We start from the raw sequence: 13850 nt of genomic DNA on the forward strand, positions 1-13850 counted from the left end.
CACAAAAGTGTAAAGCGAAATTAAAAACGATTCGCTTTTTTTGTACAGCACTTTAACTTTTTTATCATGAAGAAAAAATATTTGTCTGAATCTTTATTAAAATATAAATGACTTGCAAAAACTGTACTAACGAAGTAAATCATAACTTTTGTCCAAACTGCGGACAGCCTTCAAAACTAAAAAGAATTGACGGACATTATATAGCTCAAGAAATTGAACACGTTTTACATTTTGAACGCGGCATTTTATTCACAGTTAAAGAGCTTATTATAAATCCAGAACAAAATATTAGAAATTATATTTCAGAAAACAGAAGCCGTCTTGTAAAACCAGTCATTTTTATAATTCTGACATCTTTAATTTATACGCTCATAAGTCATTTTTTTCATATTGAAGATGAATACATAAAATATGAAGGAATGGAAAAATCTGCCTTTGTAAATATTTTAGGGTGGCTTCAGGCAAATTATGGATATATGAATATTTTGACAGGAATATTTATTGCTTTTTGGCTAAAAATATTTTTTAAAAAATATGATTACAACTTTTTTGAACTGCTCATTATGTTGTGTTTCGTACTGGGTATTTCAATGCTAATCTTTGCTTTTTTCGCAATTATCGAAGGAATTCTGCATATTAAATTATTAAACATTACTGGAATAATCGGCGTGATTTATTTAACTTCGGCAACAGCAAATTTCTTTGAAAAAAATAAGCCCGTTAATTATTTCAAAGCCTTGTATTGCTATTTATTAGGAATGATAACATTCTTCGTTTTAACATTAGCAGTAGGAATAACAATTGACATAATAATAAAACATTAAAAATATGGAAAACAAGAAAATACCATCATTTGCTTTTGGTATAATAGCAATCATTTTAGGATGGACATTGATAAAACATTTCGACTTTGAAAACTTCAGCTTTCAAAAACCGCTGTTAGACGCTCTATATCTAATAGTTTTTGTATTCTCAATTTATGCTCTGATAAAAAATTACAAAAATCGAACTGTAAAATAAAAAAAGATCCATCCAGCCCGTTCACAACTCGATAAAATTTCATTTCAATACCAAATTCTAAATTCCTAATTTGCGCCTTCAAATCAGTAGGAGAAAATGAAGGTCTGTATAGCCGAAAAACCAAGTGTCGCACGAGAAATCGCATCCGTTCTGGGAGCCAATACCAAGCATGATGGTTATTATGAAGGCAATGGTTATCAGGTAACTTACACCTTTGGGCATTTATGCACCCTAAAAGAACCCAACGATTACAAGCCCAATTGGAAAAGTTGGGATTTGAACAACTTGCCCATGCTTCCCGAAAAATTTGAAACCAAAGTGGTGCAGAATTCGGGAATTCAAAAGCAGTTCAGAATCGTAAAAAGTTTATTTGACAAAGCGGAATTGGTCATCAACTGTGGGGATGCTGGACAAGAAGGAGAACTCATTCAGCGATGGGTCATGAACGAAGCCCAGTACAAAGGCGAGGTACAACGTTTATGGATTTCGTCCCTAACCACCGAAGCCATCAAAGAAGGTTTTGAAAATCTAAAACCATCCGCCAATTACGATAATTTATACTATGCAGGATTTTCCAGAGCCATTGGCGACTGGTTACTTGGCATGAACGCCACCCGTTTGTACACCGTAAAACATGGCGGGTACAAACAAGTATTGTCTATTGGCCGGGTACAAACTCCAACCTTGGCAATGGTCGTTGACCGATTCAAAGAAATTGAGAATTTTAAACCTCAGCCTTATTGGGAGTTGCAAACTATGTACCGAGAGACACTTTTCAGCTACGAAGATGGGCGCTTTTTGAAAAAGGAAGACGGTGAAATTTTGGCCAATAAAGTCAAAGAAAGCGAATTCGAAATTGTTTCTGTCGAAAAAAAGAATGGTAATGAGTATGCGCCAAAACTGTTTGACTTAACAGGCCTGCAAGTCTATTGCAATCAAAAATTTGGGTTTTCAGCAGACGAAACGCTCAAAATTGTGCAAACTTTATACGAACAAAAAGTAGTCACCTATCCGAGAGTTGACACCACATTTTTACCAAACGACATCTACCCGAAAGTACCGGGAATTCTGAAAAATCTAACCAATTATTCCGAATTGACCCAACCTCTTTTAGAAAAAAAGATTAAAAAATCACCCAAAGTTTTCAACGATAAAAAAGTAACAGACCACCACGCCATTATTCCAACGGGAGTACAATCCAATTTGCAATATAATCAGCAACAAGTGTATGATATTATTGTGAAACGGTTTATCGCCGTATTTTATGACGATTGTTTGGTTGCCAACACTACAGTAATTGGAAAAGCTGCCGATGTACTATTCAAAACCACCGGAAAGGAAATCTTAAAAAAAGGATTTCGCATAGTTTTTGAAGATCCAAATGCTAAAGAAAAAGAAGCCGATATACTGCCGAGTTTTGTTGTAGGTGAAAAAGGACCACACGTACCCTCATTTTTGGAAAAAGAAACTAAGCCACCCAATCAGTTTACGGAAGCTACTTTATTGCGTGCCATGGAAACCGCCGGCAAGCAAGTCGATGATGAAGATTTGCGTGAATTGATGAAAGAAAACGGTATTGGTCGTCCGTCAACACGAGCCAATATTATTGAAACGCTTTTCAAACGCCAGTACATCGTTCGAAACAAAAAACAAGTTTTGCCAACGCCTACAGGAATTCAACTGATCGACACCATTCAGAATGAATTGATAAAATCGGCTGAACTTACGGGTTCTTGGGAAAAGCAGTTGAAAGATATTGAAAAAGGAGAGTTTACCGCCGGTGCCTTTATCATCAATATGAAACGCATGGTAGAAGCTTTGGTTTATGAAGTGCGAAGTGAAACCAGACGTGCCAATATTTCGCATGCAGGAAGTATCCAAAAACAGGAAGCAATAGTTGAGAAAAAGAAAGCGGCAGGAATCTTGGCAGAAGTTTGTCCGAAATGCAAAAAAGGAACGCTTGTAAAAGGAAAATCTGCTTATGGATGTGCCGATTATAAGACAGGCTGTAATTTTGTACTACCTTACACTTTTGCCGAGAAAAAAATATCGGAGAATCAATATTTACGATTGCTCCAAAAAGGCTCAACCGTAAATCTAAAAGACTTTAAAACGGATACTGGCATCGTGGAAGGTTTGCTTCGCTTTGACGAAAATTTCAAACTCAAATTAGAACCAAAGAAAATTGCAGCAAAAACAACTCCTGATAGTTTGACTTGCCCAAAATGCAAAAAAGGAACAATTATGAAAGGAAACACCGCGTATGGATGCGGTGATTATAAATTGGGTTGTGATTTTAAAGTAACTTTTGATGTGGTTAGAGCGAAACTGAAAGATCAAAAACCGACCAAAGAATTAGTGCATTCTATTCTGAACGAAAGTGTTTAAAATTTTATTATAACCATATAAGTAAAGAAAGTTAGTTTGTCACATTGGCTAAAAGAGAGTATAAGTTAAAAACGTTCTGTGAGCTATGTGACTTTGCTTACATGAACTGTTTTTTTTACTTAATTTTATTCAAATTAAAACTTATATGACTTATATGGTAAACCTTTAAATCCAAAACTAAAAAAACAACACTATTCTATTTTTTCATAATTTAGCTTATTCAAAATAACACCAAATATTTACAAAAATGTTTCAAAAAACAACTCTTTTACTGCTTTTGCTAGCCATTGTTTCCTGCAAAAACTCTGAAGCAACTGAGAAAGACCAAATAAAAACAGCCAATTGGCTATTGGGAAAATGGGAAACCAAAACTGCTGACGGTAATCTTTCCGAAAGTTGGAAACAACTTAACGACAGTACTTTTCAAGCTGAATCCTTTTTCATCAAAGGCAAGGACACTTTGCATTTTGAATCCATAACATTACAGCAAAAAGGTGAAGACTTATTCTATAACGCCACAGTAAAAGGACAAAACGAGAACAAAGCAGTCTCTTTTAAACTCACAACAAAAACCGCAAAACAACTGGTTTTTGAAAACTCCAAACACGACTATCCGCAAAAAATCACCTATACACTAATTAATAAAGACAGCCTTGTTGCATCCATTTCTGGAGTGCAGCTCGGGAAACCAAGCTCCGAAAAATACGGAATGAAAAAAAATTCGATAACAAAATAACAACTTTTATCTTACTAAATACCAACCTTGCTCTAAAACAGCAAGGTTTTTTTATGTCCTAAAACCTAATAAATCATTGACTTAAATCTTTTATTTGTAATTATTCTAAATAAGTGTTGTTAAATTAAGTATAATTTTTACATTTGCATTATTCTTATTTATTCTAAATAATAATAGAAACGTATTAAAAAACATTTACCTCTTAACCTATGAAATATTTGAATCAACAATTACCTCTATTTAAATTGCTATTATGTCTATTTATCCTTACCACGGCTACCACATTTGCCCAAAGTACAGGAAGTCTAAAAGGAACCATTCAAACCAGTGACAATAAACCCGCTGAAGGAGTTTCGGTTACTGTAAAAGAATTAAATAGGACAACCATTGCCGATAATAACGGTGTTTATACAATTAAAAACATACCTGCTGGCAACTATACCTTAATAGTGACATTAGTTGGTACCAGTGATGTCCAACAAAACGTAACAATAGTGGCTGGTGAAACTGCAACCGTAGACATCAATCTTTCCTTATCCAATAATGAATTAAACCAAGTGGTTGTTTTAAGTAACAAAAGTGTTTTCAAAACCAACCGTGTTTCTTCTTCACTTCGTTTACAATCTCCTATTATAGAAATCCCACAAAATATTCAAGTCGTAACAGGAAAACTTATTCAAGACCAACAAATCAATAATATGCTTGAAGGTGTAACCCGAAACGTGAGTGGAGCCACACGGGTAGAGCATTGGGATAATTATGCAAATATTACTATGAGAGGTAGCCAAGTTGCTGCTTTTAGAAATGGTATGAACGTAAGTACAACTTGGGGTCCGCTGACGGAAGACATGAGTATGGTAGAGCGTATCGAATTTGTAAAAGGCCCTGCAGGATTTATGTTATCAAACGGAAATCCGAGTGGCTTTTATAATGTGGTAACCAAAAAACCAAGCGGAAGAAACAAAGGAGAGGCAAGTTTGTCTTTGGGTAGTTATGGAATGTATAGAGGTACATTGGATTTAGACGGTAAATTGACTAAAGATGGAAAACTTTTGTACCGCTTCAATGTAATGGGGGAAAAGAAAGACAGTTACCGTGATTTTGACTTTAATGACCGTTATACTTTTGCACCTGTATTAAAATATTTATTTACAGACAAAACTTCTGTAACACTAGAATATACACAACAATTTTCGAAAGTAAATGCAATTGGTAGTAACTATGTTTATGCCAAACACGGTTACGAAGAATTACCAAGAAGCTTTACAACTTCTGAAAAAGAATTAGATCCTACACAAATGCTGGAAAGAAGTCTTTTAGGTATTTTTGAACATAATTTTAATGACAAATGGAAAGTTACAGCTCAGGGTTCCTACTTAAATTACGAACAAGAAGGAATGTCTTTATGGCCAAGTGGTTTTGATCCTACAAATGATGCTATACTTAAAAGAGCTGGTGGAAATTGGGATATTCTAGGAAAAATATATGTTGGACAAGCTTATATAAATGGTCAGGCTCAAACTGGATCTGTTTCCCACAAAATTTTATCGGGAATAGACATGAGTGATAAAACCTATTATCATGACTGGTCCCAATCATTCACTTTACCAGATTTAGATATTTATAATCCTGTGCACGGTATACCAGCTTCTCCAAAATTTGACAGAAGTAAAGACATGGAAGATAGAGGTGTAAAATATTATAATAATTACAAAGGTTTTTATGCACAGGATGAGTTAGGTTTCTTAGATAATGACTTTCGTTTAACATTGGCCGGAAGATACACCATATTAAAAGCGGGCGATGTATATTCTGGTGGTTCAAAAAACGAAAAATTCACTCCACGTATTGGATTGAGTTATTCTATTGACAAGAACACATCTGCTTATTTTGTAAGAGATGAGTCTTTTACAGAAAATTATGGAAGCGATTGGCAGGGGAAAAGTTTCAACCCCCAAACTGGAACAAATTTAGAATTAGGTTTCAAAAAAGACTGGCTAAACGGAAAATGGAATTCCACTTTTGCAGCCTATCAAATTACCACAGACAATGTACTTACATTGGACGCTGAACATTCTACACCAGCCAAGCAATATAGCAAAGAAAATGGTCAACAAAAAGTTAAAGGTTTTGAAGCTGACATTAGGGGAGAAATCTTTAAAAATTTAGATGTTGTTCTAAACTATGCTTTCACAGAAGGAAAAACCACCAAAGATACCGACCCCAATATGGTAGGAAATCAAATACCGGGAAGTACAAAACATATTCAAAACACCTGGTTACATTATAAAGTTGATAACGGATTACTGAACGGATTGGGCCTTTCATTGGGATATCAATACCAAATAGGAAGAGCCCCTTGGTATATTTCACCTGATAACACTACTACGCTACCTGATTATTTCCGTTTGGATGGCGGTGTATCCTATCAAATCAAAAAAGTATATATAAACCTTATTGTTAACAACCTGCTCAACAAATACTTGTATTCTGGTGGGTATTATAGCTACACCGATATGTATTACTGGCAAGCTGAAGCAGGTACTAATGCAAGAGTAACTGTAAGTTATAAATTCTAAGATTGTTTTTGTTTTGTTTAACTAAACTCCTCATCTCAGTGGGGAGTTTTATCCATTTTTGATGAAAAATAATATTTTAAAAAAAACGATAGGAAAAATACATTTATGGCTCGGATTATCTTCGGGCATAATTGTATTTATTATTGCCATAACGGGCTGTTTGTATGCTTTTCAGGAAGAAATACAAAATATTACCGAAGAATACCGTTTTGTTCAAAAAGAAAACAAACCTTTCCTCCCTCCTTCCCAATTGGAAGAAATTGCTAAAAAAGAACTTCCGGACAAAGCCTTACACGCCATCAAATACAATGGAACCGAAAAATCGGCCGAAGCAATATTTTTTCATTACGAGCCTACTTACTATCATATCGTTTACCTAAATCCATATTCGGGCAAAGTACTGGAAACTGCCAATATGGAAGAAGGATTTTTTAGATTCATACTCAACGGACATTATTACCTTTGGTTTCCCCCAGAAATTGGACAACCTATTGTAGCCACAGCGACCTTAATATTCCTTGTACTTCTACTTTCAGGGCTGTATCTTTGGTATCCCCGAAACAAAAATGCAGCCAAACAGCGCTTTAGGTTCAAATGGAAAAATGAAACAAAATGGAAACGCAAAAACTATGATTTGCATAATATCACTGGTTTTTATGTTCTTTTAATTGCGCTTATTTTTGCAATTACTGGTTTGGTTTGGGGCTTTCAATGGTTTAATTACTCTTATTACACTATAATTGGCGGGGAAAAATCATTGATTTACGAGGACCCAGTTTCAGCAAAAAAGACAACCGCTTCAGGCAAGTCGTTGGATAAAATATGGCTTTTAATGCAAAAAGAATACCCAACGGCAAAATCCATTGAAGTGCATCCGCCCGAAAATGACAGTACTGCTATTGCCGCCAATGCCAATCCTGAGGAAGGAACTTACTGGAAAACAGATTACCGTTATTTTGACCAATATACTTTGGAAGAAAAAGAAGTAGAACACATTTTCGGCAAATATGGAAATGCCAACACAGCCGATAAATTAATGCGAATGAACTATGACCTTCATACTGGAGCGGTTTTCGGACTGGCGGGAAAAATATTTGCTTTTTTAATCAGCTTGCTAATAGCAACTCTTCCCATATCTGGATTTTATATTTGGTGGGGACGAAATAAAAAGAAAAAAGAAACAAATAGTAAGGTTTAAAGTGATTCGCTTTAAACCTTTTTCTTTTTTTACATTCTAAAACAAAACAGAATAAAAAAAACTATTTAAAGCTTAAAATAATCATTGGTATTTTACTATTTATTTTTACATTTGCGCTATTTTTATTTATTCTAAATAATATTTATTTTTTAGTTATAAAATAATAAACAGACTTAATTCCCCTATTAATAACAAACCATTATGAAAAAAAATATTTTTATTTCTTTTGCATTAGCCTCGGCATTATTTGTAAGTGCACAGCAAAAAAATACGCTTTTGGAACAGTCTTTCTGGAAAACAAATCCAGATGTAGCAACTGTTCAAGCCGAAATAGCAAAAGGTAACAATCCGTCAGAATCCAATGACAGAGCCTTTGATCCAGTTGTACTGGCAATAAATAATGATGCTCCAAACGCGACCATAAAATTCTTATTGGAACAACCTGGAAATGGAGTTAATAAATCGACACACGACAATCGTATTTATCTTCACTGGGCTGCCGGTAAAGGAAACCTAGAAATTATACAATACCTAATAGCAAAAGGTTCAAATATAAACTTAGAAGATAGCCACAGTAGCTTCCCAATTACTGCGGCGGCGAGTAATGGTCAAAAAAACATAGCAGTATATGATGCTTTTTTTAAAGCCGGAATCGACCCAAAGAAAAAATATCAGGACGGTGTAAACCTACTTCTTATAGCTGTACCGTACGACAAAGACCTAACGCTTACGAACTATTTCATTACTAAAGGAATGTCTCTTAAAGACGTTGACAATGATGGTAATACTGCTTTTAACTATGCTACAAAAACGGGGAATATTCCTTTGCTAAAAACACTTTTGGAAAAAGGAGTAAAATACACTGACAACGCACTTATTTTTGCAGCTCAAGGTTCTCGTAGAGAAACAAACACTCTTGAAACCTACAAATACTTGGTGGAGGATTTAAAAATAAAACCGACTGCAACTAGCAAAACTGGAGAAACGGTTCTTCATTTTTTGGTAAGTAAACCCAACCAAACTGAGATTATCAATTACTTTTTAGCCAAAGGAGTAGATGCAAGCAAAGCCGATAACGAAGGAAATACGCCTTTAATGGTTTCTGCTTCAGCCAAAGAAACTGCATCATTAGAACAATTATTACCAATTGTAAAAAATGTCAACGCACAAAACGGAAAAGGAGAATCAGCACTAACAATTGCTATTAAATCTGGAACTCCAAGTGCAGTAGAACTTCTTTTGAATAAAGGTGCTGATGCAAAAGTAATAGACAAAGAAGGTAATAATCTAGGTTTTTACGTAATACAATCTTACAAACCGCAAATGGGTCGTGGTCCAGAAGGTGCTAATGGTCAAAAACAAGATCCTTTTGGAGCTAAAATAAAATTACTGCAGGACAAAGTATTAAACTTATCCACTCCTCAAAAAGACGGAAATACACTTTATCATTTGGCAGTAATTAAAAACGATTTAGCTTTGCTAAAGAAAATTGCCGACTTGAACATCGATGTAAATGCCAAAAACAAAGATGGTTTGACAGCTTTGCACAAAGCAGCTATGATTTCCAAAGACGATACTATCTTGAAATACTTACTCTCTATTGGTGCCAAAAAAGAAATTGTAACCGATTTTGACGAAAGTCCATACGCTTTGGCAAAAGAAAATGAGTCATTTACGAAAAACAAAACTGACCTGGAATTTTTGAAATAACAATTCATTGTCAATTAAACTTATAATTCATAACTAACAATTCATAACTCAATATGAAGTCTATATTAAAAATAAGCCTAACAGTAGCACTAATCGGTCTTTTATCTTTCCAAGCCGCTGCACAAACTAGTAAATACAAATGTATGCTCCAAATGTCCAACTATATGGGAGAAGGAGCTTATATGGTGGTTTCAATTATAAACCCAAAAGGGGATTATGACAAAACACTTTATGTAATGGGTGACGATAAAAAATGGTATAAAACGTTAAAAGAATGGCATAAATTCTATTCCAAAAGACCTACCGATATCAGTGCCAAAACAGGTGCATCAGTTACTGGTGGTGACCGTAGCACTACTACATTAGAAATTGAAGATTCTAAAATTAATAAAGGATATAAATTACGATTTGAAACAGCTGTAGAAGATCAAAAATATTATACTGCAGATTTAGAAATCCCACTTACTACCGAAGCAATGGCTAATAAAACAGAAGGTAAAGGATACATCAGATACGTTAGATTAAACAAAATCTAAAAAATATTTTTTTTATCTGCGGAAATCAGAGAAATCTACGTGAAAATATTAGCACTTAGATTTAGTGGATTTTCGCAGTTTTTTTTGTCCAAGCAATAATTTATAAAATACAATTTATCAATGACTCTTTCTTTTTGGCGTTATTCACACTTGGCTCTAGCAGTGTTTTCTTCTTTGTTTTTACTATTGGCATCCGTAACCGGTACCATACTTGCTGTAGATGCAATTCAGGAGAAATTACCGTCGTACCGAGTAGAAAATTTCGAAAAAATAACGCTTGGGGAAACCTTACCGATTCTAAAAAAAACGTACCCCGAAATAACCGAGTTAAGTGTCGACCACAATCAATTTGTAACATTGCAAGCCATTGATCAAGACGATAATGACGTTAATGCCTATATTGATCCAAAAACAGGTAAAACATTAGGAAATCCTATAAAAAAAAGTGATTTTATCCAATGGGTTACAGCACTTCACCGTTCTTTATTTCTTCATGAAACCGGGCGATTTATTGTGGGCTTTATTTCGTTTATATTGATTTTGATTTCCATTTCGGGGTTCGCACTCGTGATTAATCGACAAAGAGGGATTCGCAACTTCTTCTCTAAAATCATAAAAGACTATTTTGCTCAATATTATCACGTCGTACTGGGTAGATTGGCGTTAATTCCCATTCTTATAATTGCTGTTTCGGGAACGTATTTGACATTGGAAAAATTCAATTTTTTCATGCCAATAACGGATTCAGAACAAAAAACTGAAAAAGTAATAACCGCACCCCTTTCAAAAAAAGGAACTGAAACTTCTGTTTTTAAAAACACGCTTCTGTCTGATGTAGAAAAAATTGAATTCCCTTTTTCAGACGATCCAGAGGAATATTATATCATTAAATTAAAAGACAGAGAAATAGAAGTCAATCAAATTTCGGGAGCAGTTGTAAGCGAAAAACCATTTCCGATGACAACGCTTCTGTCGGACTTGAGTCTTGATTTGCATACAGGCAGAACCAGTATTTTTTGGGCTATAATTTTGGGATTAGCGAGTTTAAATATTTTGTTTTTTATCTACTCCGGTTTTGCGATGACTTTAAAAAGAAGAGCTAGTCGCATTAAAAACAAATTCAATGCCGAAGAAAGCAAATTCATTTTATTGGTCGGGTCCGAAAACGGAAGTACACTCCGATTTGCCAATGCCATTCACAAACAATTACTGGCTCACGGAGAAAAAGTTCACCTTACTGAAATGAATAATTATTCCGTTTATCCAAAAGCGGAACATCTAATCGTTTTTACTTCAACCCACGGATTGGGCGATGCACCTTCAAACGGAAGCAAATTTAAATCCTTAATATACAAGACAGAGCAAAAGCAAAAAATCAATTTTTCGGTGGTCGGTTTTGGATCGACAGCCTATCCCGATTTTTGCGGTTATGCTCATGACATTGACTTTTTATTGGAAAAACAGCCTTGGGCAGAACGTATTTTAGAACTGCAGACCATAAATGATAAATCTGCTGAAGAATTTGTCAATTGGATAAAATTATGGAGTACAAAAACCAAGATTCCTCTTTCTACAACCCCATCATTATACAATCATGTTCCAAAAGGTCTGCAAAAACTGATGGTATTGGACAAAACCGCCATTTCTGACAGCGAACATACGTTTTTACTTACCCTACGTGCAAGCATGAGAGCCAAATTTACTTCAGGAGATTTATTAGCCATTTACCCAGCTAATGATACTCGAGAACGCCTCTACTCTATCGGTAATCACAACGGCAACATACAATTGGTGATAAAACTACATCCTTCTGGTTTAGGATCAGGCTTCTTGTATAATCTTGAACCTGGCGAAGTCATAAAAGCGCGAATCATCAATAACCCTGCTTTCCATTTCCCTAAAATGGCATCCAAAGTGGCATTAATTTCCAACGGCACCGGTATCGCTCCTTTTCTTGGAATGATTGAGCAAAACAAGAAAAAAACTGAAATTCATATGTATTCTGGTTTTCGAAAGGAAACAGAAACAGTTTTGGGGTATAAAAAATTCACTTCGGAAAGCATTCAAAAACAGCAACTCAAAAGTTTCCATTTGGCACTATCCCGTGATGCAAATCATGATTATGTGATGGATTTAATAAAAAGCGACGCTGATTTTTTTACTAATTTGCTCACACAAGGAGGTGTTATAATGATTTGCGGTTCACTTGCAATGCAAAGAGACGTAGAGCATGTTCTTAATGAATTGTGCCTAGACAAAACAGCCGAGGGAATTGCTGATTACAAAATCAAAGGACAAGTGCTGACCGATTGTTATTAATAATATGAACTTCAATTATTTATTTTGGAGCAAAAGCATTTGTTTTTATAACAACATCAATCCCGCTATCCGTTACAATCTTATAAGCCGAACCCCGGCTTATAAGGATTTTCACTTCTATCGGGGCTAAAAAGAAAGATTTTGTAATTATCAAAAAAATAAAATTGCAAAAATAAATTTTAGAATCTGTAACAGTAGAATAGCATCCAAAACATAAACTATCCAATATGAAACCGAAATATAGATTTCTACCAGATCAGCTTCTATTTTTTATATTAATCATTTCCAGTTTTTCCAGCAACAGCCAAGTCTTGCGGAAAAGAACCACCATGCTTATGGGAGGTCGTTTTGATATTACCATTGTAGCAAAAGATTCCCTTTCGGCAGAACAAAACATAGACGAAGTAATTGCCGAAATCACAAGAATAGAATATTTAATTTCCGATTGGAAGCCTACCTCACAAATTTCGGAAGTAAACCAAAATGCAGGAATCCGACCAGTAAAAGTAGATAGAGAAGTTTTTGAATTGACCCAAAGAGCACTCCATTTTTCAGAAATTACTAATGGCGGTTTTGACATCAGCTTTGCTGCGATGGATCGAATCTGGAAATTTGACGGTTCCATGACCGAAATGCCATCTGCGGAAGCGATCAAAAAATCGGTACAAAAAGTTGGGTACAAAAATATAGTTTTAGACAGTATTCAATCGACCATTTTCCTGCAGTTAGAAGGTATGAAAATTGGATTTGGGGCTTTGGGCGAAGGATATGCCACTGATAAATGCCGAGCCATGATGAAAGCCAAAGGCATCAAATCTGGAATCATAAATGCCTCCGGAGACATGAGTACTTGGGGTAAACAACCAAACGAAAAAGATTGGAATATTGGCATTACAAACCCATTTGACACAGATAAACTTATTGCTGTCGTTCCTATAAATGATGGAGCAGTAACTACCTCCGGAAGCTATGAAAAGTTTGTTGCTCTTGATGGAAAGCGCTATTCGCATATCATCAATCCAGCAACGGGTTACCCCGCAACGGGACTTTGCAGTGTGACGGTTTTTGGACCAAATGCTGAAACAGCAAACGGCTTGAGTACTTCATTAATGGTACTAGGAAAAACTGCAGGCCTAAACTTACTCAACCAATTCCGGGATTATAGTTGCATAATGATTACCGATAATGGGAAAGTAGTAAAATCTAAAAACTTCCGAATTAAAAAGTTTCATCCGCGTCTTTAATACCCTTTTAATTGGTTCACAGATTTTTTACAACAAATTTTCTGAAACACTGCAAATAAAAAAATGATTTCCAATTATCATCAACTTCGAAAAAAATCTACAGTATCATTTCTAGATATA

Annotated in this window: 9 protein-coding genes; all 9 read left to right on the forward strand. The window is 35.1% G+C overall.

From position 1 onward, the window contains the following. Positions 1-107 precede the first annotated feature (107 nt). The 9 genes from DOS84_RS06935 to DOS84_RS06985 all read left to right on the forward strand — a co-directional run bounded on the left by DOS84_RS06935 (position 108) and on the right by DOS84_RS06985 (position 13730). Entirely contained in the window at positions 108-824 is a 717-nt protein-coding gene (locus DOS84_RS06935; RefSeq protein ID WP_111409389.1) for a DUF3667 domain-containing protein, read from the forward strand. Between the two features lie 292 nt (positions 825-1116). Further along, the gene (locus tag DOS84_RS06945) at positions 1117-3408 is read left to right on the forward strand and encodes a type IA DNA topoisomerase (RefSeq protein WP_111409391.1); all 2292 of its coding nucleotides are present in this window, start codon (positions 1117-1119) and stop codon (positions 3406-3408) included. 247 nt (positions 3409-3655) lie between these two features. After that, the gene (locus tag DOS84_RS06950; protein WP_111409392.1) at positions 3656-4144 is read left to right on the forward strand and encodes a DUF6265 family protein; all 489 of its coding nucleotides are present in this window, start codon (positions 3656-3658) and stop codon (positions 4142-4144) included. A gap of 209 nt (positions 4145-4353) precedes the next feature. Further along, entirely contained in the window at positions 4354-6723 is a 2370-nt protein-coding gene (locus tag DOS84_RS06955; RefSeq protein ID WP_111409393.1) for a TonB-dependent receptor, read from the forward strand. 61 nt (positions 6724-6784) lie between these two features. Next, positions 6785-7921 carry a PepSY-associated TM helix domain-containing protein gene (locus tag DOS84_RS06960; protein WP_111409394.1) on the forward strand — a complete coding sequence of 379 codons (1137 nt, stop codon included), beginning with the start codon at positions 6785-6787 and terminating at the stop codon, positions 7919-7921. A gap of 201 nt (positions 7922-8122) precedes the next feature. Continuing rightward, on the forward strand, positions 8123-9631 hold the full coding sequence (locus tag DOS84_RS06965) for an ankyrin repeat domain-containing protein (protein WP_111409395.1): 1509 nt from the start codon (positions 8123-8125) through the stop codon (positions 9629-9631). Between the two features lie 53 nt (positions 9632-9684). Then, positions 9685-10167 carry a DUF2271 domain-containing protein gene (locus DOS84_RS06970; RefSeq protein WP_111409396.1) on the forward strand — a complete coding sequence of 161 codons (483 nt, stop codon included), beginning with the start codon at positions 9685-9687 and terminating at the stop codon, positions 10165-10167. A 120-nt stretch (positions 10168-10287) separates the two neighbouring features. Next, positions 10288-12486, forward strand: a complete 2199-nt coding sequence (locus DOS84_RS06975; protein ID WP_111409397.1) for a PepSY domain-containing protein — start codon at positions 10288-10290, stop codon at positions 12484-12486. A 227-nt stretch (positions 12487-12713) separates the two neighbouring features. Beyond that, the gene (locus DOS84_RS06985; RefSeq protein WP_111409399.1) at positions 12714-13730 is read left to right on the forward strand and encodes an FAD:protein FMN transferase; all 1017 of its coding nucleotides are present in this window, start codon (positions 12714-12716) and stop codon (positions 13728-13730) included. Positions 13731-13850 lie beyond the last annotated feature (120 nt).

The sequence above is a fragment of the Flavobacterium aquariorum genome (genome assembly GCF_003254745.1).
Classification (GTDB): Bacteria; Bacteroidota; Bacteroidia; order Flavobacteriales; family Flavobacteriaceae; genus Flavobacterium; species Flavobacterium aquariorum.

Coding starts and splice junctions, on each gene's coding strand:
- DOS84_RS06935 (WP_111409389.1), top strand. CDS start 108: ATGACTTGCAAAAACTGTACTAACGAAGTAAATCATAACTTTTGTCCA.
- DOS84_RS06945 (WP_111409391.1), top strand. CDS start 1,117: ATGAAGGTCTGTATAGCCGAAAAACCAAGTGTCGCACGAGAAATCGCA.
- DOS84_RS06950 (WP_111409392.1), top strand. CDS start 3,656: ATGTTTCAAAAAACAACTCTTTTACTGCTTTTGCTAGCCATTGTTTCC.
- DOS84_RS06955 (WP_111409393.1), top strand. CDS start 4,354: ATGAAATATTTGAATCAACAATTACCTCTATTTAAATTGCTATTATGT.
- DOS84_RS06960 (WP_111409394.1), top strand. CDS start 6,785: ATGAAAAATAATATTTTAAAAAAAACGATAGGAAAAATACATTTATGG.
- DOS84_RS06965 (WP_111409395.1), top strand. CDS start 8,123: ATGAAAAAAAATATTTTTATTTCTTTTGCATTAGCCTCGGCATTATTT.
- DOS84_RS06970 (WP_111409396.1), top strand. CDS start 9,685: ATGAAGTCTATATTAAAAATAAGCCTAACAGTAGCACTAATCGGTCTT.
- DOS84_RS06975 (WP_111409397.1), top strand. CDS start 10,288: ATGACTCTTTCTTTTTGGCGTTATTCACACTTGGCTCTAGCAGTGTTT.
- DOS84_RS06985 (WP_111409399.1), top strand. CDS start 12,714: ATGAAACCGAAATATAGATTTCTACCAGATCAGCTTCTATTTTTTATA.